The sequence below is a fragment of the Geomonas diazotrophica genome (assembly GCF_018919385.1).
In the GTDB taxonomy this organism is placed as follows: domain Bacteria; phylum Desulfobacterota; class Desulfuromonadia; order Geobacterales; family Geobacteraceae; genus Geomonas; species Geomonas diazotrophica.
Genome location: NZ_JAHLMF010000005.1, coordinates 262,814 through 289,600, shown reverse-complemented (window position 1 = coordinate 289,600; position 26,787 = coordinate 262,814). Strand labels below are relative to the sequence as shown.

Below are 26,787 nucleotides of genomic sequence, written 5' to 3'. Positions count from 1 at the left end.
GTAAGTTGCCGGAAGTTTTTTGCCTTACTTCTTCTGCGCCCCCGGCGTCGCTACGTAGAAGGAGAGCTCCCCCTGCTTTACAGGAGCGTTGCAAACGTCGTTGACAAAGATTTCAACCTTGTAGGTGCCGGTTATCGAGGGGATCTTGTAGTTTGCTATGTATTGGCTAGCGTTGCCGGCTGCGTCGAGTTCCCAACGGATTGCACCAGCAACGTAGGTTGCTGCAACCTGACCGGAAGGCAGCTTTACAACCGCCATGATGTCGGCGAACGGAGGCAGCAAGGCGCCTGCGTTATCGGTAATCGCCCACTTGATGGCGACATCCGCGGTCGGATTGAACTGCTTCCCTGTAACACTGATGGGGGGAAGAGCAGTTACGCCCACGCCTACGGTGAACGATCTGACATCCGAGCCGGTGTGAATGGCCGGGGTGGCAGCGTCATCAGCCTCGGCCACCAGGGTGAAGGTACCGATCTGGTTGGCGATCGCATTCTCCGTGAGCGTGACCTCCTGGCCCGCGGCTACCGGGAGAAGGGAGTTGCTGGAGAGGGCGGCCGTTACATCATGCTGTACGGCTTCTGCGCAGCTGTTAATAAAGGCGCGAGCAGCATGAACTCCGGTACCTGCACCTTCCTCGGTGGGGTCAACGGCTTTGAACGATGCCTGCAACGGAGCATTGAGCAGCAGAGACGTTCCGTTGCCCGGGCTGGATATGGTGACCAGCGGAGGGAGGGTGTCCAATTTGACCTGCTGCGGCTCGGCGATGTTGACGGTGAACGTTCTGTTGGCCGGTCCGATACCGAGCCCCTTTTCAGTTTCGGGGTTGGTCAATTTAGCTTGAATGTTGACGATGTACTCCCCCGCCGGCACGTCACTGGTATTGGTGAAGGTCAAGATGACCGGCTGGCTCCCTTTCCCCGGGTCAAGGAGTGTGAAGGTCGAGGGAGTAAAGCTGAATGCATTTTTAAGTGCATTAAGCTGATCCTCGGTCAGACTCGGCGTGGAGCCGTCGCCGTTGTAGACATCGGCGACCCTCACCTCTACATCGATGTCCGCGCCGCTGTCTCCGTTCCCATAAACGTAATCGAGCGAGGGGTCGCAAGAACCCGTGACGTTTATCGACGGCGAGAGGACGGTGAAAGAGGCGGTGAGCTGGTCCACGCTGGTCCGCGTGTAGCTGTAGGAGGAAGGAGAGATGTCTACCGAACCGAGCGGACCGTTGGTGCCACAGGGGCCCAAGACCGGTTTTTCTGCCATTGCCGTGCTGGCCAGTGTTAAAAACATACCTAAAGCAATTGTCGATACATTTCTTTTCATGATGCCCTCCATTAGATAGTGTTTCATTCCAGTGTTATGTTCGTTACAGGATCCCTGGTTGGTATCGAAAGATTGGCTCCTTGGACGCGTAGGCTGTCGTGACCTCGTCGGCTGCATCGTGGTTTTTGAATAGCAACTCCGCGACGCATTCGTTAATTGCAACCGCAGTTCCCATTTTATCTTGAACCATTTCCACTCGAACCACTTCTGCCTGGCAGGTCAACTTGACCATTTGGGTAGGGCCCTGATTGGTCAAGCACATGGTAAATTGCACCTGTTCGCCCAAGCCGAGGACCTGGTCGGTAGTGAAGTAGACCCCGTCGGTGCTGTAATCTCTAGTGAGGCCGGTTCCACCGGCAAGCTCGATGGGAACCTCAGAGTAATACCGTGTTGCTCTTCTGTTCTCCAAACGTCCCATGGGCTGCCCCTCCTCTACGTTTGACGATTGTAGATATATCAGTCAAAACGACAATAACCGGATCGGTATATTTCCGTATGGCCGATGGGAATATTTTTCTATATCTTTGGATATACATTCGCCCCGTCTTTTCGCTCCGCCGGGCACTACATGTTCGCCGGAGACAGCGCCCCGCAGATAAACGTCGCCATCCCCCGCGAGTAGCCGATCACTGCAAGCCGATACAAAAAAGGAGGCGGGGGAATCCCCCGCCTCCTCTTGATCTGTCTGGCGCTCCGTCTACCTTACGAGCTTTACCGGGAAGGGGCCGCTTTTCTGACCGGTGAGGTCGCTTTGGATGTAGACGTTGTAGATGCCTGCAGGGAGGCCGGTGGTCTTCCAGTTGAACTGCCAGGTGTTGGTCAGGCTGTCGTACTGAAGCCCGCTGGCGCCAGCGTCGTCCAGGGTGATGGCGGCGTCGGTGTCGGCGCTGTCGCTTACGTGGTAGATGGTGACGTTCGGCTGCGCGCCGGCACTTGCGAGGACCGCACCGTTGCTGTTGGTGAACTGCCACTTAAGCGGGATGGCGCTCTTGATCTTGTACGCCTTGTTCGCGTCGTAGGGGGCGAGCAGGCCGTTGAAGCCGTACTGTACGTTGACGTCGAACCTGGCGGTTACGCCGTTGCCGTGGGCGTCCTTGGCGCTGCAGGAGACCGCCGTGGTCCCGAGGACGAAGCTGCTGCCGGAGGCCGGGGTGCAGACGACCGCAACGGTGCCGTCGACCAGGTCGGTGGCGGTCGGGTCATAGGTCGCGGCCTGACCGGTGATCAGGGTGAGCGACTTGGGCACGCCGTTGAGGGTCGGAGCGGTGGTGTCCTTCACGGTGACGGACTGGGCGGCGGTACCGGTGTTGCCTGCGGCATCCTTGGCGGTCCAGGTGACCACGGTGGTGCCGACCGGGAAAACGGAGGGGGCGTCGTTGGTCAGGCTGGTGACGCCTACCGCGTCGCTGGCGGTAGCGGTCCCGAAGGTGACGCTCATGGTCGGGCCGGTGGCTTCAACGGTGACCGATGCCGGAGGGGTCACCACCGGTGCCGTGGTGTCCTTCACGGTCACGATCTGTTTCGCTGTGCCCACGTTGCCCGCCTGGTCGTCAGCCGACCAGGTTACCTCCGTGGTGCCAACGGGGTACAGGGCGGGAGCGTTGTTGCTGATCCCTTTCACGCCGACAGCGTCGGTTGCGGTGGCGGTCCCGATGGCTACGGGAGAGAGGGGGGCTGTCGCTTCGACTACGACCGCGAGGGGGGCGGTCACCACCGGCGCTGTGGTGTCCTGGACCGTTACGGACTGGGTGGCTTTGCCGACGTTGCCGGCGTCGTCGCTGGCGGACCAGGTGACCATGGTGATACCTACTGGGAAGGTCGGCGGTGCATCGCTGGTGATGGCCTTCACGCCGACCGCATCGGTTGCGGTCGCCGTCCCGATGGCGACCTCGGTGCCGGGACCGGTGGCCTCCTTGGTGACCGGGGACGGTGGGGTGACGACCGGGGCGGTGGTATCCTGGACTTTTACGGAGAAGTTGCCGCTGGCCCCGTTGTGGGCCGTGTCGGAGACGCTGCAGGTGACGGTGGAGGTTCCCAGTGGGAAGCTGCTGCCGGAACCGGGGGCGCAGGCAACGGCGAGGTTGCCGTCGACGTTGTCCCTGGCGCTTGGGAGCGTAAAACTTACTTCGGCACCGGCTGCCGAGGTCGCTTCGGCGGTGATGTCCGAGGGAAGGTCGGAGATCACCGGTGCGGTGATGTCTAGCACCTTCACGGAACACTGCCTGCTGTCGGTAAGGAGGCCGACGTCGCTGACCAGGAGCTTGAAGGTCATGGTGTCGTTTGCGGAATCAAGGTAAGGTGCGTCAAAGGTCAGGCTCTTCGCGGTCGCCTGGTCGTAACTGGGCAGGGTGGCGTTGGGGGTGCCGAGGACCTGGCTCCAGTTGTATCCGGCGATACCGTCATCGCTGTCCGTGGAACCGGAACCGTCGAGGGTGACTTGGGCCCCCTCGTTCACTGAGTCGGGGCAGGAGAGCCCGGCTTTGGGGGGATCGTTCACCCATAGTACGTTGACGATCTGGTCCGAGCTGCCGGTAAGCGAGCCGTCCGAGACGGTCAGCCTGAAGCTGAGCGAGGTGCCGTTGGGGAAGGGAACGTCACTGGGGGCGCTGAAGGTCGCCCCGGCGCCAGCGGTGGTCAGGGTGACCGCGGGGCCGCTCAGTTGCGACCAGCTGTAGCTCAGGGGATTGCCGTCGGGATCGGAGGAGCCGCTGCCGTCAAGGGTGACCTGGGATCCTTCGTATACCGCACTAGGTGTCACGGAGATGGCCGCTATCGGCGCCTGGTTGGTGGCAACGTTCTTCACGTTGACGGTTGTGGTCAGGCTCTCGCGCTGCAGCGGTGAGCAGCCGCTGGCGGTGAGCTTGAAGACAAGGGTGGCCCCCGTGGGGCCGACTTCGGGAGCGGAGAACGTGGGCTGGGCGGCGGTCGGATCGCTGAGCGTGACCGCGGGGCCTGCCGTCTGTTCCCATAGGTAGCCGGTGGTGTCCTTCGACGGAGAAGCGTTCAGTTTGACGACGGTGGCAAGACCACGGGCGTCCTTCTCGGCGACGTCCTGGTTATCCGGAGATACTTGCGGTATGACCTTGCAGGTCTGCCCCCCCAGTGCGGTCGATGCCATCAGTATGCAAAAGATCGCTGAAAGTATTTCTCTTCTCATCTCCAGATCCTCCTTCTGTAATGTCACGTGCGAATCAATGAAAAATCTATCGTTATGGCACATCCGAAAGCCGTGCCGATGCAGGCTTTTGTAGCTGATGGTAGATGGTCTATTGATACGCGATACTTGGGAAGATTTGAATATACTCGGGGGCATAATTATCTATACCTTTGGATATATCCGTGCCGAAGAGAGAGGCATGTTCAAGATCCGTGTCCCCCTGACGAAGAGCTATAATCGTGGCGCGTGGGAAGGAATGTCTTGACCTGACTCCTCTTTGAAGTACACATTGAATACGTGGTGCCGAAACCTGCGGAAACACGTCTAGTCGGCTGTGCGGCCGATTGGCGGATCGGGCTCTGCAGGCCGCTTTTGGGCGTACCTTTTCCGGGGGGGATTTTGTTCACAACTGGCTCTAATTTGTGGGGGTAATTGTCTACAGTAATTTATGTGAATATTTGCTATAAAAGCTTCCCATGTGGAGGGTGATTAATGACTATTGAAGAAGCTTTTGGCATTGTGGTCCGCAGATTGAGAAGGGAGCGGAACCTTTCCCAGGACAAGCTATCCATATCAAGCTGCCTGGACCGTAAGTTTATCTCCAATATCGAAGGGGGGAAGCAGCAGCCCAGCCTGGTCTCCATCTTTGCCCTAGCCAGTGCCCTCAACACTTCCGCCTCGAGTATCATCTACGAAACCGAATTCATCCTGAAGATCAATACACCGGACCGGCTAAGGACCGAGGGGTCCAAGATAGACTGGATCAGTAGCATGGAGATCATGATGAACAAGATCAACAATAGCTACCAGGGGTCGGAGACGATCCTCATCGTCGACGACGAAAGGCAGCTCCGCGAGATGCTGTCCGACTTTCTTGCCAGCTACGGGTACAAGGTGATCACTGCTGAAGACGGACAGGATGCCCTCGAGAAATACAAGGAGAACGAACCGATCCACCTGGTGATCATGGATGTCGTCATGCCGCGCAAGGACGGCATCAGCTGCTTCAAGGAGATCAAGAAGGTCAACCCGAAGGCGAAAGCGGTTTTTATGAGCGGCTACCGGCCGGACCACCTGCAGGCGAAGGAGGATTTCCACCTGATCCAGAAACCGTTTTCACCCGTGGAGATGATCAAGGCGATCAGGAACGCGCTTGAGTCAGACTCCGAGCCGCCGTTCCAGCTGTGATCTGACCGCACGAAAAGAAGGGATCCCGGCACATGAAGGGAAGGGGAGTTCGTCACCGGACTCCCCTTTTTGCGTTCAGGGGGTCTGGTAGAGGAGGCTGAGGGCCCATGCGGTGGCCAGGGTCGAGGAGAACCAGATCAGCGCCCGTGGCGTGATGTCCTTGGGGATGTCGAGGTAGGGACGCTCTCCGCGCAGCGACTGTATCTTGTACTCGATGGTCTGCTTGCCGTGAACGAAGACCGCGATGGAAACCGGGAACCAGATGGCGCCGGTCACGGTGCAGAGGGCGCTCACCGGGCCGGTCAGGTGCTCGCCGGTCGAAAGCATGACCGCCAAGGTTACCCCGGACAAAAGCGCCGTCGTGTTGGTCGCGTAGGGTATTTTCATGGCCTGCCCCCTGCTGGAGGTGGTGGGTGCCGACAGAAAAGAGCAAAGCACAGGAGGGCACATTAGCAAGTTAAATACCCCGCTGGAGAGGGGGAGGGGTTGACAGGGACGCACTCTTTGTGGTAGCAAAGGATAGCGTTGCGGCGCTAACTCTCTGATTTATAGGGGTTTATGTGAAAGATAAAATGTTGTGCCGCCGGATGTTCCTCAAGTCCTCCGCCTTCTTCGCCGCCACGGTTCTGGGAGCCAAATCGGCGTTTGCCAAATTCGTGGAAGGGGGAGGGGCGCCCGAGGGGAAGCTCTCCCTTTACAACGTCAACTGCAACGAAAGGCTCACCGTCACCTACCGCAACAGCCTCGGCGAATACTGCGACGAGGCCATCCAGGCCCTCAACTGGATCTTCCGTTGCCACCTTACCAACGAAACCACCAAAATGGACCTCCGCGTGCTCGAGTACCTGAACCGGCTGGACAACAGCCTCGGTGGCGACAACGAGATCCACATCATCTCCGGCTACCGTTCTCCCGAGTACAACGCCCGATTGAGGAGCAGGTCCAAAGGGGTGGCCAAGGACAGCCTGCACATGAAGGGGATGGCCATAGACCTCGCCATCCCCAGCGTCGGGCTTGACCGGATCAGGCGCACCGCCACCGCCCTCGCCGCCGGAGGGGTCGGCTACTACCCGCAGTCGGGCTTCGTTCACATCGATTCGGGACAGTTCAGGACCTGGTAGAGCGATCGGCGTCTGTACCTTAGCCGAGTATCCTGACCTGAAGCAGGTATACCCCGATGCCCCCGAAGTAGCCCAAGAGAGCCAAGCCGCTGATCCGCTTGACATACCAGAAGAAGTGTATCTTTTCAAGCCCCATCGCGGCCACCCCCGCGGCCGATCCTATGATCAGGATGGAGCCACCGGTGCCGGCGCAATAGGCCATGAACTCCCATAAGAAGCTGTCGGTGGGGTGCTGAGCCAGGTCGTACATCCCCATCGATGCGGCGACCAGCGGCACGTTGTCCACGATGGCGCTCACCATCCCGATCAGGGTCACGATCAGGTCGAGGCGACCGACAGCGTGGTCCAGCCACTTAGCGATCGCGGCGAGGATGTGGGTGTGTTCCAGGGTCGCCACCGCGAGCAGGATCCCGATGAAGAAGACGATGGAGCTCATGTCGATCTTCTCGAGCGCGTGGGCCAAGGTCAGATGCCGCTTGTCCATCTCCTCCTTGTTGCGGTGCACCAGGTCGCCGGCCAGCCACAGGATGCCCAGCCCCAGCAAGATTCCCATGAAGGGGGGGAGATGGGTGACGGTCTTGAACACGGGGACACTGACCAAGATCCCTATCCCAAGAAAGAACATGAGGTTGCGTTCGAAGTTCGTGGTCTGGGGGAGGTCGCCGTTGTCGCGGATGGCCGGAGCTACCACCTCGCGTCCTCTCAACTGGAATGCCACCACGGACAGCGGCAGCAGCAGGTTTACCAGGGAGGGGGCAAGCACGCCTTTCATGATTGCCAGGGTTGTGATCTGTCCCCCGATCCAGAGCATGGTGGTGGTGACGTCGCCGATCGGGGTCCAGGCACCGCCGGCATTGGCGGCGATAACGATGAGGCCGGCGAAGAAGAGGCGGTCCTCCTGGCGGTCGAGCAGTTTCTTCATCAGTGAGATCATCACGATGGTGGTGGTGAGGTTGTCGAGAACTGCACTGAGGGAAAAGGTGACACAGCCCACCAGCCACATCAGCGTGGAGAGCTTCCTGGTCTTGATCTGCGCCGTGATTACCTCGAATCCGTTGTGGGCGTCCACCACCTCCACGATGGTCATTGCTCCGATCAGGAAGAAAACGATCTGCGCCGTAGAGGCGAGCGATTCGTTCAACTGTTGCACGACCTGGTGTGAGTCTGCGCCGAGGAGGGCGTAGACCGACCAGAGCAGGCCGGCGCCAAGGAGGGCGGAGGACGATTTGTTCACCTTGATGGGGTGCTCAAGAGCAATGGCGGCATAGGCGACAAGAAAAATTGCAACGAGTAGAGAGAGCATCGGCGGGCTTCCTTAGGGAAAGAGGCGTGGTGGAACTTGCCATTGATAACGCATCCACGCCGGAGGGTAAAGACATAAATGGGGATGCGGTAAAGAAAGGGCCTGTCGGATCGACAGGCCCTTTTGTTTCGCCGGAATGGTGTGCGGGATCAGTACCCCAGCGCGCGCGGCAGCCAGAGCGAGATGGCTGGCACATAGGTCACCAGCAGCATGAAGCCGAGCATCGCCATGAGCCAGGGCCAGACGGCCACCGTGAGCTCCGAGATCCCCATCTTGGTGATGCCGCTGGCGACGTAGAGGTTGAGCCCCACCGGCGGGTGGCACATGCCGACCTCCATGTTCACCGTGATCAGCACGCCGAAGTGCACCGGGTCTATGCCGAGCTTCATGGCGACCGGGTACAGGATCGGGGCGAGGATCAGGATGATGGAGGAGGGCTCCATGACGTTGCCCGCCAGAAGAAGCAGCACGTTGGTGACCAAAAGGAAGGATACCACGCCCAGGTTGTGCCCGAGGATCCAGTCCGCCATGAGCTGCGGGATGTTTTCGTGCGTCATCAGGAAGGAGAAGAGCACGGCGTTGGTGATGATGTACAGGAGCATGGCCGACATGCTGGCCGAGTCCAGCAGCACCTTGGGAACCTTGCTGAACGGGACGTCGCGGTAGACGAAGACCGCGATGACGAAGGCGTAGACGGCGCTCATCGCGGCCGCCTCGGTGGGGGTGAACATCCCCGAGTAGATCCCCCCGAGGACGATGACGATCAGGAAGAGCCCCCAGATGCTCTCCCGCAGCGCCTTGGCCCGCTCGCCCCAGGTCGCCCTCTTCATGCGCGGCAAGTTGCCGCTCTTCGCCCTCCACCAGGCGACCAGGCCGAGCAGGGTGGCCAGCATGAGGCCGGGGATCACGCCCCCCATGAAGAGCGCGCCGACCGAGGAATTGGTGGCGACGCAGTAGACCACCATCGGGATGGATGGCGGTATCAGGATGCCGAGCGAGCCCGACGTGGTGATGACCCCTGCGCCGAAGCGCTTGGGGTAGCCGGCGCGCACCATGGCGGGCATCATGATGGAGCCGATGGCGACGACGGTTGCGGGGCTCGACCCGGAGACGGCGGCGAACAGGGCGCAGGCCATGACGCCGGCGAGTGCCAGTCCCCCGTGCCAGTGGCCGACCATGGAGGTGGCGAAGTTGATCATCCTCTTCGCCACGCCGCCGTGGGTCAGGAAGTTGCCCGCCAGGATGAAGAAGGGGATCGCCATGATCTCGAACTTCTCGATCCCGGTGAAGAGCTTCATGGCGACCGCCTCGGTGGGCACTTCCGAGAAGAAGAAGAGGAAGGTGAGGACGGTGAGGCCGAGGGCAATGGAGATCGGCATGCCGGTCAACATCAGCGCGAGCAGCAGGGCGAAGACGACGCCCGTGCTGCCGAGGGTCGCTATCGCTCCGAGTATCACGGCGATGCCGAGCAGCCAGGTCGCCGCCTTTTTCTTGGAAAACTGTTCCCAGCCGACTACAGCGGTACTCATTTCACACCCCCCTTGGCTTCCTTGTGGTTGAACTTGTGCTGCTCGTACTCCTCCAGAGCCTCGGTCGAGTCCAGGGTACCTATCTCTTCGATACCTTCGACGTGGGCGTGGTCGTGGTGCGGCAGCTCACCGGTGCGCAGGAAGGCGAGGCCGACCTGCAGGAAGCGGAAGCACATGAGAAACGAGCCCAGCGGCACCGCGCAGTAGACGATCCAGGTGGGCCACTCGAGGTCGGGGGTGATGGGGCCTTCGATCAGTTCGGCCACATCCATCCCCAGCTTGTTGAATACGGCGTAGTGCATGCCGTTCTCCCAGACGAACTTGGCTCCCAGCGAGCCGATCATGCCGGTGAAGAGGGCGCCCCCAAAAATGGCGAGCACCACGGTCACCTTGCGCCAGGAGTCGGGAAGGCGGGTGACCAGGACGTCGACGCCGACGTGGATGCCGCTCCTGACGCCGTAGGCGGCGCCGAACTTCGCCATCCAGACGAACATGTAGATGCAGAGTTCCTGCGCCCAGCTCATGTTAATGCTAAGCAGCCAGTCCTGCAGCCCGGGGATGGGGAGGCCGGACAGGTAGCGATGGCCGACGGCAACGGCGATGATCATCGTGGCGGCGGCAATGAGGAAGGTGATGATGATTTCCTCGAGATGGTCAAGATACTTCATCATGATGGGCTTCTCCTGGAACTCGTGTGAACGGCCGCCGCGAAGCCGCGGCGGCCGTGACGTACAGGTTTGTAGAGATTAGTTCGCGTTGTAGCCGGTTGCTGCGTAGACTTCCTTGACGATGTCCGCGCCGATGCGACCCATGTTGTCCTTGTGCGCCTTGTCCATCGCCTTCTTCCAGGCCGCGCGCTCCTGCGGGGTGAGTGCGATCAGCTGGCTGCGGCCGGACTTCTTGACGGCGGCAAGGGCCTCGTCGTTGTCCTTCTTGGCGACGTCGTTGGCGTACTTGGTGGCGTCTTTCATGCACCCTTCCAGTGTGGTGCGGATGTCGGCCGGCAGCCCCTGCCAGAACTTCTTGTTCACGATGACCGCGTAGCCCAGGTAGCCGTGGTCGGAGAGGGTGACGTACTTCTGCACCTCGTGCATCTTCTGGGTGTACAGGTTGGAGGGGGGATTCTCGGTGCCGTCGACGACGCCGGTCTGCAGCGCCTGGTACACCTCGGAGAAGGCGAGGACCTGCGGGATCGAACCGACCGAACGCATCTGGGAGTCGAGCACCTTGGAGGACTGGATGCGCATCTTCTGTCCCCTGAAGTCGGCGAGGTTCTTGATCGGCTTGTTGGCGCTCATCACCTTGAAGCCGTTATCCCAGTAGGCGAGGCCCAGGATCCCCTTGGGCTCCAGCTTCTTGAGGAGCTTCGCCCCGACCGGCCCCTGGGTCACCTTGTGCAGTTCCTGGTAGTTGTCGAAGATGAAGGGGAGGTCGAACACCTCGAACTCCTTGACCCCCAGCGGAGCGAACTTGGCCAGCGACGGCGCCAGCATCTGTACCGCGCCCAGCTGCAGCGCTTCCATCTCTTCCTTGTCCTTGTAAAGCTGGCTGTTCGGATAGACCTCCACCTTCACTCGTCCCTTGGTGCGCTCCTCGGCGAGCTTCTTGAAGTAGTCGGCGGCCTGTCCTTTCGGGGTGTGCTGAGCGACGACGTGGCTGAACTTGATCACGATCGGTGCGGGCGCAGCGACTGCGGTCATCGGTAGGGCAAGCGCCGCCACGGTGACCAGGGCTTTCAAACAATCTTTGAGTTTCATGGATGCTCCTCCTTGGGTGGTGTGCTGCGTCGGTGTGTGTTCGATAATTAAACGGAGGGGCTGGTGCATCGTCCCCCGTTCCGCTTGCGCGTATACGATACATCGTTTTAATGCAACAGAGGTGCCACTTGCTGGTCCGGGTAAGTTGCTGAAATTGATGCTACGCTTAGGTCAGAATATCGGTTGAGTGAAACGAAGATGGCGGGAATCCGCCACGGTGATGGCGGATATCTGCCAAAAGGTTCGGTCGCCGTTGCATTAGAACGTCGGGGGCGTGTGCGGATGCTGCCGGAATAATGGTTGGTGTGGGTTAATCGTGCGGGGCGTGCAGGGGGATGGTGCCGTGCACCGATGTTCTGATAACGGCGGCGGTAGGGGGCCCCCCCTTGGGTCGGCGCGGGAGGGGGCTTGCGCGGAGATGCTACAGCCCGTATTTCTCCATCTTGTAGCGCAGCGTGCCGCGCGGGATCTTCAGGTTTGCTGCCGTCTGCAGCACGTTGCCCGCGGTCTGTTGCAGCGCCTTCTCTATGAGGGCTTTCTCGATGCTGCTGATCGCCTCCTCGAGCCCGAGCCCTTCCGGGATCGCTATGGCGTTGGCGGGAGTGCCGGCGGCGGCGTCGCTGTAATGGCCGCTCCTGATCTCCTGCGGGAGGTGCTCGGCCAGGAGGGTGGGGCCGCTACGCATGATGCAGATGCGCTCGATGACGTTTCTCAACTCCCTCACGTTCCCGGGCCAGGCGTACTGCGCCATGAGCCGTTCCGCCTCGGGGGAGACGTCGCGGAACTGGCGGCCGAAGGCGCGGCTGAAGTTGTCGAGGAAATAGGCGGCCAGGGCGGCGATGTCCGGGGTCCGTTCCCTCAGGGGGGGGATGTGGATCGGGAAGACGTTGAGGCGATAGAACAGATCCTCCCGGAAGCTCTTCTCGGCAATGCGCTGCAAAAGGTCGCGGTTGGTGGCGGCGACGACCCGGACGTCGATGTCGATGTCTTTCACCGCGCCGACCCTGCGGATGGTCTTCTCCTGCAGTACCCGCAGCAGTTTGGCCTGCACGGCCATATCCATCTCCCCGATCTCGTCCAGGAAGATGGTGCCGTGGTGCGCTTCCTCGAAGAGCCCTTTCTTCCGGGCCGCGGCGCCGGTGAAGGATCCCTTCTCGTGTCCGAAAAGTTCGCTCTCAAGGAGGGACGCAGGAATCGAGGCGCAGTTGATGGCGACAAAGGAGGCGTCCCTGCGGTCGGAGAGGTCGTGGATGGCGCGGGCCACCAGCTCCTTGCCGGTGCCCGATTCCCCGGTGATGAGCACGGTCGAGGGGATGCGGGCGATCTCGCGCACCTGGGCCACCACCTCGTTGAAGGCGTCGCTTCTGCCGATGATGGGGGACGGGCCGGGGAGGGAGCCGTCGCCGTGTCGCAGCTTTCTCACCTCCCGCTTCAGGGTCTGCGTCTTCAGGGCGAGCTTCACGATCAGCCTGAGCGCGTCCGCCTTGAAGGGCTTCTTCATGTAGTGGAACGCCCCGAGCTTGAGCGATTCCACCGCGCTCTCCACCGATCCGTAGCCGGTGATGATGATCACCAGCAGTTCCGGGTCGATCTCCTTCAGCCCCTTCAGCACGTCGATGCCGTCTTCGGTGCCAAGGTTCAGGTCCAAAAGGGCGAGGTCGATCTCCTCCGAGGCGACCAGGTCGCGGGCCTGCTGTCCCGAGTTGGCGGTGAGGACCTGGAACCCCTCGCTGGAGAGGATGCGCTGCACGTTTTCGCAGATGAAGGCTTCGTCGTCTATGATCAGTATCTTTTCCATACGTTCCTTTTCCTAACCGCATCCCCTCTCACTCCGGAGGAAGAGGAGCAGGGGGAGGGCGTTGCAAGTGGCAAAATTGCAGCAGCAGGCAGCGCCCTCACCCGCCCTTCGGGCACCCTCTCCCGGGGGGAGAGGGGGTAGCTAGCAGAGGTGCGCCCTCACATGCCCTTCGGGCACTCCTTCCCGGAGGGAGAGGGACTGGCGGGACATTGCCCAAGCGGCAGTTCGACGGTGAAGCGGGTTCCGTTTCCCGGCGCGCTTTCCACCCGGACCCTCCCCTGGTGCTCCTCGATGATGCGCTGGGTGATGGAGAGGCCGAGCCCGGTGCCGGCACCCTTCCTGGTGAAAAAGGGTTCGAAGATCAGGGGGAGGTCGTCGCCGGCGATCCCGGGGCCGTCGTCGCTGATGTCGATCACCGCATACCCGTCCTGCACGGAGGTGGCGACCCTGATGCGCCCCCCGTCCGGGAGGGCCTGCTGGGCATTCTTGATGATGTTGAGTACCGCCTGCTTGATCTTCTCCGGGTCGAACCTGAAGGGGGGAACCGCCTCTTCCTCGACGGTGAGCTGCACCTGCTGCTTTTCGCAGGGGCGCCTCAGCAGGAGGACCGTGTCGTTCACCAGCCGGTTCAGGTCGCACTCCCTGAATTCGGCGCGCACAGGGGAGGAGTAGTTAAGTAGCGCGTTGACGAGCTTTTCCACCCGCTCGATCTCGGCCAGGGCCTTCTTGATCAGCTCCTTGTCCGCGCTGTTGGAGGTGGCCTGGTCGTGCAGGTCGTCCAATAGGAGCGAGATGCCGGTGAGCGGGTTTCTCACCTCGTGCGCGATGCCGGCGGAGAGCTTGCCCAGGGAGGCGAGCCGGTCCAGGCGCATCATCTCCTCGTGCAGGTTTTCGCGCTCCGTCTCGTTGCGCAGGGTGACGGTGAGCCCGTGCTCGGAGTCGTGCCCGATGGGGAAGAAGCCGACGTCGAAGTGGGTCTTGCCCGGGCCGTGGTCGAAGCGGAAGGTCTCCCTGCCGTACCCCGAGTTGCTGGCGAAGACCGCGGCGATGCGTTCGCAGAGCCCGTACCACTCCCTGAAGACCTCGCGGTAGTGCATCCCCTCGGTAACCTCCTCGCCCAGGAACAGCCTCCCGGTGCGGTTGATGGAGGTGAGAAACCCCTCCGGGGAGAAGGTGACGATGCCGCTTGAGATACTTTCCAGGACGCTGGCCTTGAAGTTGCGCTCGTCCATGATCTCCAGCCGCGACTTCTTGAGTTCCTCCAGGGTGGAGAGGAGGCTTACCTTGCGCCGGTCCAGCTCGTCGGCCATGTTGTTGAAGGTCTGGGCCAGAACGCCGATCTCGTCGGCCGAATTGACCGCTACCCGGACCGCTGAGTCGCCCGCCGCCAGCTTCCCCGCGTTTTCGGTCAACTGCCGCAGCGGCACGCTGATGCCGCGGGAGAGGAGCCAGGCGGAGAGGGCCGAGACGAGCGCGGTCAGGAAGATGATGATGGCGCTGGTGCGGCGGTGCTCGCCGAGCTGCTTGTCGATGAGCCTGCCACCCTTGCGCGATGCCTCGTGGAAGCGGTCTACCTGAAAGCCGATGGTCACCCCTCCGAAGACGCCGTGTTTCGCATAGTCGCCGGTGTCGTAGAAGATGGGGGCGAAGGCCATGATCTTCTTTGCGCCGCCTACGTTGGTGATGTCTACGTATCCCTCCTGCTTGGCGCGCACCGCGGCGGAGACCTTGGGGTAGCCAGGATGGACGAATCCCGCTTGATCGAGGTTGAAGGGGATGCGCCCGCTCTCTATGTCCGCCTTCGTGGAGCGAGCGGTATAAGGGGGCACCAGGTTCCCGTCGGGGCCCACACCGCGGATGTCCCAGAACTTCGGGTGGGTGATGATCCACCCCTCGTCGTCGAAGAGGAAGGCGTAGTTGCCGCTTTGATAGGAGGGAAAGAGCGCGGAGGCGTTCTTGCCCGGGTCTATGTGCTGGGTGAATTCCATCAGGTGCCGGTGGTCCAGGGAGAGGAGCACCATGCCGTTGAAACGCCCTTTCTTGTCGAAGAGGGGAGCGCCGAACCGGACCACCCCCTGGTACATCTTGCCGTCGTAGGCGCTCTCCGGGTCGGGGGCGCCGGCCAGTTGTTCCTGCTTGCCGACGTGAAAGCCGGTCAGGTGGGAGACGTAGATATCCCCCGGCTTAAGGGTGCGCACCTTTTGAAAGTAGGTCTCACCCTTGAACTCCGTGTTGGCGGGGACAGACACGTCGGTGAGCTCCCCCTCCGGGACGAAGCGGCCGTTGCGGATCACCATCTGCTCCTTGCCGTCTCTGTCGATGAGGGCGATGGAACGGTAGATGGGGAGGAACTCGTGGGTCCCCTGGGACGCGGTGGAACTGCCGCCGCGCTGCCACACCTCCGAGAGTCTCGTCTGGTAGAAGTCGAGCAGTGCCGTGCGGGAGAGGGGGGAGCGGGAGAGAAAGAGGAGGTCGCACTCGCACTGGTGCAGGAAGTCCTTGATGTTTTCCGCCAGGTCCCGCGCCTTCATCTGCAGGGACTCAACCGCCTGCCGGTCGTCGGATTCGCTGATCTCGGCGGAAAGCCTGGCGCTGGTGGACTGCAGGTTGGCCAAAAGGATCGCCGAGGAGACCAGCAGCGGCAGCAGGGAGAGCAGCAGCGTGATGACCAGGATCTTTTTGAAGATGGTGAAACGTGGCAAGAGGGCTCCCCCGCATAGTAGTGAGGTCCGCAGGTTAGCACAAAAAGGGCGTCCGGAACAGCGTTCCTTTGCGCGGCCGCGGGCGGGGGTCTTTTGTGTTGACTTGGCTGCGGGGGTGCATTAAAAGTAATGCGGTAATAAGGCTGACCGTGGCGGAGGAATTGTTGGGATATAAAGACCTTGCATCTTGCGTGGCCGACCTGGAGCGTACCGGCGCCCTGGTCAGGATAGACTGTGAACTTTCCGCGGAGCTCGAGATCGGCTCGATTCAGCGCCGGGTGTACCAGGCGGGAGGGCCGGCCCTTCTCTTCACCAGGGTCAAGGGGAGCCCATTCCCCATGCTGGGCAACCTGTTCGGCACCCTGGAACGGACTAGGTACATCTTCAGGGACACCCTGAAGGCGGTGGAGCGCCTGGTAAAGCTCAAGGTGGACCCGCGCTGCGCGCTGCGCGAGCCCGCGACGCTGTTGGGCGCCGTTCCCGCCGCCTGGCACCTGCTCCCCAAAAGCGTAAGCGACGGCCCCATCCTGAAAAACCGCACCACCATAGACAAGCTCCCCCAGTTGAAATCCTGGCCCGACGACGGCGGCGCCTTCATCACCCTCCCCCAGGTCTATTCCGAGAGCGCCGCGCTGCCTGGAGTGCGCCATTCGAACCTGGGCATGTACCGGGTCCAGCTCTCCGGGGGGGAGTACCGGGTGAACGAGGAGATCGGGCTGCACTACCAGATCCACCGCGGCATCGGCTTTCACCATGCCGAGGCGATCGAGAAGGGGGTGCCGCTGCGGGTCAACATCTTCGTGGGGGGCGCCCCCTCGATGACCGTGGCCGCGGTGATGCCTCTTCCCGAGGGGATGCCCGAACTCTCCTTCGCGGGGCTTTTGGCCGGGCACCGCATCGAGATGGTGCAGCGCGAAGGGAGGCTTCCTATCCCGGCCCAGGCGGACTTCTGCATCACCGGCGTCATCGATCCCGACAAGACCCTGCCGGAAGGACCATTCGGGGACCACTTCGGCTACTACAGCCTCGCCCACCATTTCCCCGTGCTCCGGGTGGAGGAGGTCTTTTACCGCGATGGCGCCATCTGGCCCTTCACCACGGTGGGGCGGCCGCCCCAGGAAGACACCTCCTTCGGCGCCTTCATCCACGAGCTGACCGGTCCGCTGATCCCCACCGTGATTCCCGGGGTGAAGGCGGTGCATGCGGTGGACGCCGCGGGGGTGCATCCGCTTCTTCTCGCCGTCGGGAGCGAGCGCTACGTCCCCTACGGCGAGCGGCGCACCCCGCAGGAGCTTCTCACCATCGCCAACGCGGTGCTCGGTCAGGGGCAGCTCTCCCTGGCCAAGTACCTGATGATCGCCGCGCACGAGGACGCGCCGGGGCTCGACATCCACGACATCCCCGCGTTCCTGCGGCACGTGCTGGAGCGGATCGACCTGCGCCGCGACCTCCACTTCCAGACCGCCACCACCATGGATACCCTGGACTACTCCGGGTCGGGGCTAAACAGCGGCTCCAAGGTGGTCTTCGCGGCCATCGGGGAAAAGCGGCGCACGCTTGGGACCGAGCTTCCCGCGGCACTGAGGCTCGCCCCCGGCTTCTCGCAGCCCGCCCTCTGCCTTCCCGGTGTGATAGCCGTGCAGGGGCCCGTCTGCCGCACCGCGAAGGGGGAGCAGGACGTGCAGATGGAGGCCCTGTGCGAGGCGCTGAACGGCGTGGAGGGGCTCGATGCCTTCCCGCTGGTCGTGGTCTGCGACGACAGCCGCTTCGTCTCGGCGGAGCTGAACAACTTCCTCTGGGTCACCTTCACCCGGTCCGACCCCGCCGCAGACATCTACGGGGTGGGCGCCGCCATCCGCTGCAAGCAGTGGGGGTGCAGCGGTCCCCTGGTCATCGACGCCAGGGTGAAGCCGCACCACGCCCCGCCGCTTGTCGAGGACCCGGCGGTGGAGCGGAAGGTGGACGAGCTCGCCGCCCCGGGCGGGGCGCTGCACGGGTTGTATTGATTAAAAGCAAAGGCTTCAACGCAAAGACGCAAGGGCGCCAAGACGCAAGGAAGCGGCAAGCAAAGCGTTAATTCTGGAGCTGTAAATAGCTTGATATTTAACGCGAATACGCGAACTGCAAAGGCTTTAGATATCCATCCCTGCTTTCCTTTGCGCCTTTGCGGCTCCGCGCCTTTGCGTTAAGGCTTTTGCTTTGGTTCTTTTGGAATAATGGAGTAACGGTGGCAAAGGAAAGACTGGACAAGCTGGTCATGGAGCGGGGGCTCGCACCGTCCCGGGAGAAGGCCAAGGCGCTGATCATGGCGGGACAGGTGGTGGTGGACGACCATCTGGCCGACAAGGCTGGACTCATGGTGCCGCTCGAGGCCGAGATCCGCCTCAAGGGTGAACCGCTCCCTTACGTGAGCCGCGGCGGCCTGAAGCTCGCCCAAGGGCTGGACCGCTTCGCCATCACAGTGGAGGGGCTTTGTGCCGTCGACGTGGGGGCATCTACCGGCGGTTTCACCGACTGCCTCTTGCAACGCGGGGCCCGCAGGGTCTATGCTGTCGACGTCGGCTACGGGCAGCTCGCCTGGAAACTGCGCGAGGACCCGCGGGTGGTGAACCTGGAAAAGACCAACATCCGACACCTGGAGTCCCTCCCCGAAGCCCCCGACATCGCCGTCATCGACGCCTCCTTCATCTCGCTGGACAAGGTGCTCCCCCCGACGCTGCGCCTGATCAGGGAAGACGCCACCATCGTGGCGCTGATCAAGCCTCAATTCGAGGTGGGACGCGGACAGGTGGGGAAGGGGGGGGTGGTCAGGGACGAGAAGAAGCACCAGGAGGTCGTGGAGAACGTGACCGAACTGGCCAAGGGACTCGGGCTTCTGGTCCTGGGCGTCTGCGAGTCCCCGATCCTTGGGCCCAAAGGGAACAAGGAGTTCCTGATCCACCTGCAAAAGCGAAGCGGGGGCGAGTCTCCGGTCTTGGCGGATGCCTGACCACGGCTCGAACTCTTATTCTGTAACTGGAGGAAACCATGAGTGATTGCCTGTTCTGCAAGATGGCCGAGGGTGCCATCCCGGTCAAGAAGGTCTACGAGGACGAGCACCTCTTTGCCATCGAGGACATAAACCCGGTGGCCCCGGTCCATATCCTCATCGTCCCCAAAAAGCACCTGGTCAACACCCTGGAGCTGACCCCGGCGGACGACCAGCTGATCGGGGGCGTGCACCGGGTCGCCGCGGCGATCGCACGCGAGCGGGGCTTCGACCAGGAGGGGTTCCGCCTGGTGAACAACAACAACGCCGGCGCCGGACAGTCGGTATGGCACATCCACTTCCACCTGCTGGCAGGGCGCAAGCTGGGGTGGCCTCCGGGCTAGCGGTCCCCGCGCGGCCGGGAGGCCGGTGTGAGGTGCAGATCATTGTAGGCACGCAAAAGGAGGCCCAAATGAAGAGATTGCTCGTGTTGTTGCTCTTGCTCTACCCGCTGACCGCAGCGGCGGAAACCTACCAGTGGACCGACGAAAGGGGTACGGTCAACTTCGCCGACGACCTGGGGCAGGTCCCCAAGAAGTACCGCAAGAAAGCGAGAAGGCTGGGCGAAGAGGAACCGGGACCCAGGGTTATCGAAGGGGGCGCGGCGGAGCCCGCCAAGGCGAAGCCGGACGGGGCCCAGGTGGGCAAGAAGCTCTACGGCGGCAAGGACGAGGCGGCCTGGCGCAGGGAATTCCTGCAGGCCGAGTCCAACCTCAACAACGCGCAGTCCGACCTCGCCACCCTCAAGGGGAGGCTCGCCGACACCTCGCGCATGACCCGTTCCGAGTATCTCGCCATCCAGAACAGCATCAAGTACGCCGAGGACCGGGTCCAGGCACAGCAGAAAAAGCTCGACCAGTTGCGGGAAAGCGCGGACCATGCCGGCGTCCCACCCGATTTCAAGAAGTAGCTCCCATCCTCTGTCCGGGGCCCCGAGCGCCTGCCGCGGGTCCCGGACCGGGCATACAAATATCACCTTGGAGAATGCAGCATGATCTTCCCGAACATCGACCCGGTCTTCCTGCGCCTGGGGCCGCTGGAATTCCGCTGGTACGGTCTCATGTACATCTGCGGCTTCGTCGCCTCCTACTTCATCATCCTCTCGGGGGTGAGGAGAAAGGGGCTTCCCCTTAACAAGGACCAGGTCGCCGACCTGATCTTCACCGTCGCGGTGGGGGTGATCCTCGGGGGGCGGCTAGGCTACATCCTGTTCTACAACTTCTCCTATTACCTCTCCCACCCCCTGAAACTGTTCGCGGTTTGGGAAGGGGGGATGTCCTTCCACGGCGGCCTGATCGGGGCGCTCCTGGCGAGCCTCTACTTCATCAGGAAGTTCAACCTCCGCTTCTACCCGCTGGCCGACATCGGCTTCCTGGCGGCCCCGGTCGGGCTTGGCTTCGGCCGGATCGGCAACTTCATAAACGGCGAGCTCTACGGCCGGGTCACCGACGTCCCCTGGGGGATCGTCTTCCCGACCGGCGGCCCGCTGCCGCGCCATCCGTCGCAGCTTTACGAGGCGTTCCTCGAGGGGCCGCTGATGTTCCTGATCCTGTACCAGCTCTCGAAAAGGGTGCATCGTGACGGGGTGGTGGTCTGGTCCTTCATCGCGCTGTACGGACTGTTCCGTTTCCTGGTGGAGTTTGTCAGGCAGCCCGATGAGCAGATCGGATTTCTGTGGGGGGGATTTTCGATGGGGCAGATGTTGAGCTTGCCGATGTTCCTGCTGGGAGCGGCGATGGTATGCTACCGCTGCAGGCGGGGGTAACCTCAGGCGAGCTTCTTCTTCATCTCAAGCATGTTTTCCTTGCAGCTTTTCCGGTAGGCCACCGAGTCCATCAGGGTCCGGATCAGGAAGATCCCCCGTCCCCGGTCCTCCAACTCCTCGAAGTTGGGGGCCGGGATGGCGTTGATGTCGAACCCCTGCCCGTCGTCGTAGACCTTGATGGTCAGGTCGTCCCGGTGCAGGGTGATCACTATGCGCACGAGCTTTTCCGGCTCCTTCGGGCCGGCGTGCTTGATGGCGTTCACCATTGCCTCGGTGAGGACCAGGTTCAGATGGTAGGCGAGGACCTCCTTGTCACCGCTGTAGCGCTCCAGCTCCCGGGCGATGTCCTCCCCGATCTTCCCGATAAGACTCAGGTACTTCGTCTTGTTGGGGACCTTTATGTCGACCTCGATCGTGTTTCCTTCCATCTGACGCCTCGCTTTGTGCCGCCCGATCAGTTAGGACTGGAAGTTCTCCACCGCCTCCACTGTTGAAGGGAAGATTTCGAAGACCCGGTGCAGGCGGGTCAGTTCGAACATCGACTTGACCTGGGACTGCAAAGAGGAAAGCTTCAGGTTACCCTGGTGGGAGATGGCGTTCTTGAAACCCGAGACCAGCGCGCCCAGCCCGGAACTGTCGATAAAACGTACATCCTTCAGGTCCACCAGGACGTTCTTCGTGCCGTCCTCGAATAGCTTCTGCACCGCGCTTTTCAGCTCGGTCGAGTTGTGCGCGTCCAGCCTTTCCTCCTTGACGTATATGATTACAACGTCGTTTCTCGTCTCGCTTGCTAGGTTCATGACCATCTCCTTGTTGTGAGGTCCGTACGGCATACAGCCAGGTTCATTGTGCAATAAGCGCCGACATTTAGCAAGTGGCGCCGCCCCCGGTTCAGGCAACTTTCATCACTACCATGGATATGTCGTCCTGTAAAGGTTGCGGCCAGGCGTAGGAAGATACCTCGGAAAGCACCTTCTCGATCAGCACCTCGGGCTCAAGGTCCGACAGGGGCCCGAGCAGCCCGCAAAGCCTCGGGATGCCGAAGAGCTCGCCCTCTGCGTTCTCGGCCTCGATGATGCCGTCGGTGTAGATGAAGAGAAGGTCCCCCGCCTGCAGCTCGATCCGCTGCTCCTCGAAAACCACGTTCCTCTCGACTCCGAGGATGAGCCCCTCGGCGTCCAGTTCCATCCAGTTCCCGGCGCGGAACAGCAGCGGCCGGGTGTGTCCGGCGTTGGCGTACCTGAGGATGCGGGTCGCGCTGTCGTATCTCGCGCAGAACATGGTGATGAAAAGCTCGGCGCCGGTGAGGTCGTCGTAGAGGAGCTCGTTCAAAAGCGTAAGGAGGTCCCGGGCCGAGCGCGGCTCCTTGATCTGCGCCCTCAGTACGCTGCGGGTCTCCACCATGATGAGGGCGGCGCCTACGCTGTGGCCGGAGACGTCCGCAATGACGAGGTCCACCACCTGGTTGTCCCGTTCGAAGAAGTCGTAGTAGTCCCCTCCCACGTGGGCCGCGGGGACGCAGCGGCTGGCGATGCGCACCCCCGGCAGGGTTGGGGGGCTTTCGGGGAGCAGCGAGAGCTGGATCTGCTTGGCGAGCTCCAGGTCGCGGGTCACCCTGGCGTTCTCCAAGAGTGCGGCCTCCTTCTGGCGCCGCTCCCTCTCCTTGGCCTCGCGCTCCTCGACGATGCGCACCGCCTGGGCCATCTGGCCGGCGAGACTCTCCAGGAGCTCCACGAACTGCTCGGTGAAAAGCCCCACGATGGAGCGGGAGAAGACCGAGAGGATCCCCACCGGCTGGGACCCCTCGCTGGCGATGGGGATGTGGGCGAAGGACTTGATCCCCTCCCTGCGGAAGATCTCCTTGGCGATCGGCTTGGTGATGAAGGCGGTGTCGTTGAAGAACTCGGTGCGGCGCCCGAGGAAGGCCTCGCCGACGTGGGTGTCGATCTCCAGGAGGCGGTCCTCGGCGGTGAGCCTGTCGCCGCCGATGCCGCGGTAGCAGCGCACCTGCAGCACCGATTCCTCGTTCAAAAGGCGGATCACGGCGAGGTCGAGCTTGAACTCGCGCAGCAAGAGCTCGAGGAGGTCGCCCATGATGATGTCCAGCTCCAGCGAGCGGTTCATGATCTCCGAGGCGCGCAGCCTGACGAAGAGCGCCTCGCGGCTTTGGTCGCGCGAGGTGCGCACCGTGGAGAAGATGTCGTAGACCGGCTCCATGCGGGAACCGATGTCGGAGAGGAAGCTTTCCACCACGGCGCCCGCCGCCGCCCCGCCGAGCGAGCCGGCCAGGGTCTTCTCCACGAAGCGCTTCAGGTTGGGGAGCTCGAACTCGGAGACCCCCCCCTTGCCGTCGATCTCGCGGTCCCCAAGGTAGTCGGTGATGGCGACGTTGGCCTGCTGCTCCCCGATGAACTTGGTCATGAGGTTCACGAACTGCACGATGGTGACCGGCTTGGAGAGGCGCTTGGTCTCCCACTGGGGGGTGGCGCTCTCGGGGGCGAAGACGCGGACGAACCGGTCCACCTGCTCGCGCTCCTTCTCCCCCTGGCCCAGGAGGATGGAGAGGGAGAGGTAGGCGCCGATGTTCACGAACATGCTCCAGAACAGGGTGTGGGTGTACGGGTCGAGCCCGCTCAGCCCGAAGAACTCCTGGGGGCGCAAGAGGGCGATGCCGAAGGGGCCGTTCATGAGGAAATCGCTCTGCCAGCCGCCGGCACGCAGCAGCGAGGGGAGCAGCAGCGTGTAGAACCAGACCGCGAACCCGGCCAAAAGCCCCGCGATGGCGCCCGCCTTGTTGCCGCGCGGCCAGTAGAGCCCGCCGACCAGGGCAGGCGCGAACTGGATCGCCGCGGAGAAGGAGATGAGCCCCATGTTGGCCAGCATGTAGCTTTCCCCCACCACGCTCTGGTACAGGTAGCCAAGGAGGATCACCAGCACGATGCCGAAGCGCTTCAGGTTGATGAGCAATTGCGGGAACCAGGCCCGCGGCTTCAGCTTGATCACCACCGGCAATAGCACGTGGTTCAGGAGCATGGTCGACACGGCGATGGATTCGACCATGACCATCCCGGCCGAGGCGGAGAAGCCGCCCAAAAAGGCCACCAGCGCGAGCCAGGGGTAGCCGAGCTGCATGGGGAGGGTGAGCACGAAGTAGTCCGCCCCCACGTTGCTGCCGTTCATGAGCACCCCCGCCAGGGCGATGGGCATCACGAACAGGTTCATCAGGAACATGTAGGCCGGGAAGCGCCAGGACGCCGTGTTCAGGTGCGACTCGTGCGCGTTCTCCAGCACCATGATCTGGAACTGGCGCGGCAGGAGCATGACGGCCCCCATGGAAAGGGTCAGGATGCTGAACATGGAGGCGTAGGAGTTGTCGCCGTGGTCGCTGAGGGTGGTGAGACGCACCAGCAGCTGCGGGTCCTTCTGGTGCACGCGCTGGAAGATGTCGGCCATGCCGTTGAAGGCGAAGTAGGTGATGCAGAGGCCGACGGTGAGCATGGCCATCAGCTTCACCAGCGATTCGAGCGCGATCGCCGCCACCAGGCCGTCGTGGCGCTCCGTGGAGATCAGGTGCCTCGCCCCGAACAGGACGCTGAACACGGCCAGAAAGAGCGCGGTGAAGAGCCCAGGGTGGGGGGAGGGGATGTAGACCCGCTCCATGAAGCCGACGTGGAAGTCGTGGTAGCCGGTGATGATGGTGAAGGAGGTGGAGACGGCCTTGAGCTGCAGGGCGATGTAGGGCATCACCCCCATGAGGGTGATCACGGTGATGATCGCGCCGAGCCACTGGGACGAGCCGTAGCGGGAGCTTATGAAGTCGGCGATCGAGGTGATGTTGTTTTCCTTGGAGATCCGCACCATCTTCTTGAGCAGGAACCACCAGGTGAAGGCGGTGAGGGTGGGGCCCAGGTAGACCGGGAGGAAGTCTATGCCGGTGGTGGCCGCCTTGCCGACCGAGCCGTAGAAGGTCCAGGAGGTGGCGTAGACGGCTATGGAGAGGGCATAGACCCAGGGGTTGGCGGTGATGCTGCGGCCGGCCTTCTGGCGCTGGTCGGCGTAGTAGGCGACCAGGAACAGAAAGGCTATGTAGAGAAGGGCGGTGCCCCAGACCCAGTTGACATCCAGCATTACATATGCCCCCTGGTGTCGCTGTCCTTGCGTGCCGCCCGGCTGAACAGGTAGACGATGAATATGGAGAAGACCCAGCCGACCAGCAGGTAAAGGTAGAGAAGCGGGATCCCGAAGGGGAGGGTCGGCTTGTTGAAGATGCTGATGAAGGGGTAGTTCATCATCACCATGCCGAGGACGAAGCAGATCACCCAGGTGTCCTTCAGCTTGAGCCGGTGCAGCACGATTTGCTTTAGGTTGTTCTTCATGCCAGTAACCCCATGGCGGCGAGCACCCGGTCCGCCCCGTCCCAAACCGGGAGGGCGCTGTCGATAAGCAGACTTTCCCCGGGGGCGGGGAACTCGAATTCGGCCTGCTGCCGCTGGTACTGTTCCCACCGGGCGTCGGAGACCTCGGCGGGATCGTGGCGCCGCCGCTCCAGGCGTTCGCGGGCGGCCTCGCTCGAACAGCGGGTCTCCAGGATGAGGAAGGGGACCTCAAGCCGCGCGGCCAGTTGCCGGAACCGCTCCCGGTCCTGGCGCCGCCGGAAGGTGGCATCGACCACGATCCCCCTGCCGCCGGACAGGGAGCGCTCGGCCTCGACGAGAAGAGTGCCGTAGGTGGTCCGGTCCATCTTCTCGCTGTAGATACCCTCCCGGTAGGCTGCGCTCGGCTCGACGCCGACGGCGGGCACCCCCGCGAGGGCCTTGCGCACCAGGTCGGAGCGGACGAGGTCCAGCCCAAGCTCCCGGCTGAGCTCGGCGGCCAGGGTGCTCTTGCCGCTGCCGCTCAGGCCGCAGGTAAGGACGAGCGTCGGGGTAAGCCGGTCTCTGAGCGTGTAGCCGCGGGAGAGGCGGAAGTAGCGCCGCGCCGCGCTCCTTACGGCTGCCGACTCTTCCGGGCTCTGCCCGGGCTGGGCAAGGCGCAGGCTGGTCACCTTGCCGCGCACGAAGGCCCGTTGCGCCTTGTAAAAGTCGAGCAGCGGCGCCATGCCCCGGTCGCCGCTCGCCTCGCGGTAGGCCGCCAGCAGTGCGCGGGAGAGGTCGGCGCGCCCTGCGTACTCAAGGTCCATGAGCAGGAAGGCGAGGTCGGCGGCGGTATCTATGTAGCGAAACTTCTCGCTAAACTCGATGCAGTCGAAGATGCAGACCGGGTCGGTGAGGCAGATGTTGCCGGAGTGCAGGTCGCCGTCGCAGTCCCTGATGAAGCCGCCGGCTATACGGGTATGAAACAGCGTCTTGTTGCCGGAGAGGAACGCGTCGACCCATTGGCGGATTTCCGCCAGCTCCCCTGCCAGCAGCGTGCTCCCCACGAAGGGGGCGCTCTGGCGGAAGTTCTGCTCCCAGTTCTCGCCGATCGCGCCGGGCGAGGCGCAGGCGTCGATCTGCGGGGCGCGCTCGGCGCCGGCGTGGAAGGAGGCCACGGCCTGCGCGATGCGGACCATGTCGGCGGCGCAGACGGCTCCCTCCCCGAGGAGGTGGTCCAGCATGCGCTCCTGGGGGAGACGTTTCATCTTGACGGCGTAGTCGACGACCTTGCCGCCACCGTAGAAACCGGCGCCCTCTGCCGTCTCGCGCAGTTCCACGACCCCCAGGTAGACCTCGGGGCAGAGGCGCCGGTTCAGGCGTACCTCTTCGCCGCAGTAAAAGCGGCGCCGGTCCAGCGTGGTGAAGTCGAGAAAGCCGTAGTCTACGGCCTTTTTCACCTTGTATACGAAGTGGTCGGTGATGAAGATGAAGGAGACGTGGGTCTCGACAAGGCGCACCGCTGCCGTCGGCTCTGGGTAGGCCGCTGCTTCAAGTAACGATTTTATAAGCTTTTCATCCATCGTTTTGCCGGTAAGCCGATGATTTCACTTGAGAATAGTACCATACCGAGTTTGAGCTGCAACAGTCTAAAATGGAGCTAAATGTTGTTTGACGCTGCTACCTATTTATGCTAGCTTTCATGTAGTTAACCGCGCCACCCCGGATACTGTATCCCACCGGGGTGCCGCGTTTTTTAGATTTTGCCCG

The 26,787-nt window shown here is 62.3% G+C and carries 22 protein-coding genes; 7 read left to right on the top strand and 15 right to left on the bottom strand.

Going from position 1 to position 26,787, the window contains the following annotated elements:
• Positions 1 to 24: 24 nt before the first annotated feature.
• From KOM00_RS07240 to KOM00_RS07230, 3 genes are all read right to left on the bottom strand, one after another.
• Positions 25 to 1,317, bottom strand: a complete 1,293-nt coding sequence (locus KOM00_RS07240) for a hypothetical protein (RefSeq protein ID WP_216498247.1) — start codon at positions 1,315 to 1,317, stop codon at positions 25 to 27.
• A 43-nt stretch (positions 1,318 to 1,360) separates the two neighbouring features.
• Positions 1,361 to 1,735, bottom strand: coding sequence for a PilZ domain-containing protein (locus tag KOM00_RS07235; RefSeq protein WP_216498246.1), 375 nt, complete (start codon positions 1,733 to 1,735; stop codon positions 1,361 to 1,363).
• Between the two features lie 279 nt (positions 1,736 to 2,014).
• Positions 2,015 to 4,474 carry an HYR domain-containing protein gene (locus KOM00_RS07230; protein ID WP_216498245.1) on the bottom strand — a complete coding sequence of 820 codons (2,460 nt, stop codon included), beginning with the start codon at positions 4,472 to 4,474 and terminating at the stop codon, positions 2,015 to 2,017.
• A 492-nt stretch (positions 4,475 to 4,966) separates the two neighbouring features.
• On the opposite strand from KOM00_RS07230, the gene KOM00_RS07225 reads away from it, so the two are divergent.
• Positions 4,967 to 5,662 carry a helix-turn-helix domain-containing protein gene (locus KOM00_RS07225; protein ID WP_216498244.1) on the top strand — a complete coding sequence of 232 codons (696 nt, stop codon included), beginning with the start codon at positions 4,967 to 4,969 and terminating at the stop codon, positions 5,660 to 5,662.
• Positions 5,663 to 5,737: 75 nt separating this feature from the next.
• On the opposite strand, the gene KOM00_RS07220 is transcribed toward KOM00_RS07225, so the two are convergent.
• Positions 5,738 to 6,049 (bottom strand): hypothetical protein, encoded by a 312-nt coding sequence (locus tag KOM00_RS07220; protein ID WP_216498243.1) that lies wholly within the window; start codon positions 6,047 to 6,049, stop codon positions 5,738 to 5,740.
• 173 nt (positions 6,050 to 6,222) lie between these two features.
• Between KOM00_RS07220 and KOM00_RS07215 the strand changes: the two genes are divergently transcribed.
• Positions 6,223 to 6,783: a YcbK family protein gene (locus KOM00_RS07215; protein WP_216498242.1), complete on the top strand. Its 561-nt coding sequence runs from the start codon at positions 6,223 to 6,225 to the stop codon at positions 6,781 to 6,783.
• A 19-nt stretch (positions 6,784 to 6,802) separates the two neighbouring features.
• On the opposite strand, the gene nhaD is transcribed toward KOM00_RS07215, so the two are convergent.
• From nhaD to KOM00_RS07185, 6 genes are all read right to left on the bottom strand, one after another.
• Positions 6,803 to 8,086 (bottom strand): sodium:proton antiporter NhaD, encoded by a 1,284-nt coding sequence (gene nhaD, locus KOM00_RS07210; RefSeq protein WP_216498241.1) that lies wholly within the window; start codon positions 8,084 to 8,086, stop codon positions 6,803 to 6,805.
• Between the two features lie 149 nt (positions 8,087 to 8,235).
• On the bottom strand, positions 8,236 to 9,615 hold the full coding sequence (locus KOM00_RS07205; protein ID WP_216498240.1) for a TRAP transporter large permease: 1,380 nt from the start codon (positions 9,613 to 9,615) through the stop codon (positions 8,236 to 8,238).
• Positions 9,612 to 10,286, bottom strand: a complete 675-nt coding sequence (locus KOM00_RS07200; RefSeq protein WP_216498239.1) for a TRAP transporter small permease — start codon at positions 10,284 to 10,286, stop codon at positions 9,612 to 9,614. Before KOM00_RS07200 ends, KOM00_RS07205 begins: the two co-directional genes overlap by 4 nt.
• Positions 10,287 to 10,361: 75 nt before the next feature.
• On the bottom strand, positions 10,362 to 11,372 hold the full coding sequence (locus tag KOM00_RS07195; RefSeq protein WP_216498238.1) for a TRAP transporter substrate-binding protein: 1,011 nt from the start codon (positions 11,370 to 11,372) through the stop codon (positions 10,362 to 10,364).
• 421 nt (positions 11,373 to 11,793) lie between these two features.
• On the bottom strand, positions 11,794 to 13,170 hold the full coding sequence (locus KOM00_RS07190) for a sigma-54-dependent transcriptional regulator (protein WP_216498237.1): 1,377 nt from the start codon (positions 13,168 to 13,170) through the stop codon (positions 11,794 to 11,796).
• Between the two features lie 158 nt (positions 13,171 to 13,328).
• Positions 13,329 to 15,872 (bottom strand): PAS domain-containing sensor histidine kinase, encoded by a 2,544-nt coding sequence (locus tag KOM00_RS07185; protein ID WP_216498236.1) that lies wholly within the window; start codon positions 15,870 to 15,872, stop codon positions 13,329 to 13,331.
• A 164-nt stretch (positions 15,873 to 16,036) separates the two neighbouring features.
• Between KOM00_RS07185 and KOM00_RS07180 the strand changes: the two genes are divergently transcribed.
• The 5 genes from KOM00_RS07180 (at position 16,037) to lgt (ending at position 20,665) form a co-directional block, all read left to right on the top strand.
• Positions 16,037 to 17,878, top strand: coding sequence for a UbiD family decarboxylase (locus KOM00_RS07180; protein WP_216498235.1), 1,842 nt, complete (start codon positions 16,037 to 16,039; stop codon positions 17,876 to 17,878).
• Between the two features lie 221 nt (positions 17,879 to 18,099).
• Complete coding sequence (locus tag KOM00_RS07175; protein ID WP_216498234.1) at positions 18,100 to 18,861, top strand: TlyA family RNA methyltransferase; 762 nt, start codon at positions 18,100 to 18,102, stop codon at positions 18,859 to 18,861.
• A 38-nt stretch (positions 18,862 to 18,899) separates the two neighbouring features.
• On the top strand, positions 18,900 to 19,244 hold the full coding sequence (locus KOM00_RS07170; RefSeq protein WP_216498233.1) for a histidine triad nucleotide-binding protein: 345 nt from the start codon (positions 18,900 to 18,902) through the stop codon (positions 19,242 to 19,244).
• Between the two features lie 68 nt (positions 19,245 to 19,312).
• Positions 19,313 to 19,810, top strand: coding sequence for a DUF4124 domain-containing protein (locus KOM00_RS07165; RefSeq protein ID WP_216498232.1), 498 nt, complete (start codon positions 19,313 to 19,315; stop codon positions 19,808 to 19,810).
• Between the two features lie 81 nt (positions 19,811 to 19,891).
• Positions 19,892 to 20,665, top strand: a complete 774-nt coding sequence (gene lgt, locus KOM00_RS07160; protein ID WP_216498231.1) for a prolipoprotein diacylglyceryl transferase — start codon at positions 19,892 to 19,894, stop codon at positions 20,663 to 20,665.
• Between the two features lie 2 nt (positions 20,666 to 20,667).
• On the opposite strand, the gene KOM00_RS07155 is transcribed toward lgt, so the two are convergent.
• The 5 genes from KOM00_RS07155 to KOM00_RS07135 form a co-directional block, all read right to left on the bottom strand.
• Positions 20,668 to 21,093 carry an ATP-binding protein gene (locus KOM00_RS07155; RefSeq protein ID WP_216498230.1) on the bottom strand — a complete coding sequence of 142 codons (426 nt, stop codon included), beginning with the start codon at positions 21,091 to 21,093 and terminating at the stop codon, positions 20,668 to 20,670.
• 30 nt (positions 21,094 to 21,123) lie between these two features.
• Positions 21,124 to 21,465 carry an STAS domain-containing protein gene (locus KOM00_RS07150; RefSeq protein ID WP_216498229.1) on the bottom strand — a complete coding sequence of 114 codons (342 nt, stop codon included), beginning with the start codon at positions 21,463 to 21,465 and terminating at the stop codon, positions 21,124 to 21,126.
• 91 nt (positions 21,466 to 21,556) lie between these two features.
• Positions 21,557 to 24,793 carry a SpoIIE family protein phosphatase gene (locus tag KOM00_RS07145; protein ID WP_216498228.1) on the bottom strand — a complete coding sequence of 1,079 codons (3,237 nt, stop codon included), beginning with the start codon at positions 24,791 to 24,793 and terminating at the stop codon, positions 21,557 to 21,559.
• Positions 24,793 to 25,041, bottom strand: a complete 249-nt coding sequence (locus KOM00_RS07140) for a hypothetical protein (RefSeq protein WP_216498227.1) — start codon at positions 25,039 to 25,041, stop codon at positions 24,793 to 24,795. Before KOM00_RS07140 ends, KOM00_RS07145 begins: the two co-directional genes overlap by 1 nt.
• A complete protein-coding gene (locus tag KOM00_RS07135; RefSeq protein ID WP_216498226.1) occupies positions 25,038 to 26,600 on the bottom strand; it encodes a bifunctional aminoglycoside phosphotransferase/ATP-binding protein in 1,563 nt (520 codons plus the stop codon). The genes KOM00_RS07140 and KOM00_RS07135 overlap by 4 nt, the downstream gene beginning before the upstream one ends.
• Positions 26,601 to 26,787 lie beyond the last annotated feature (187 nt).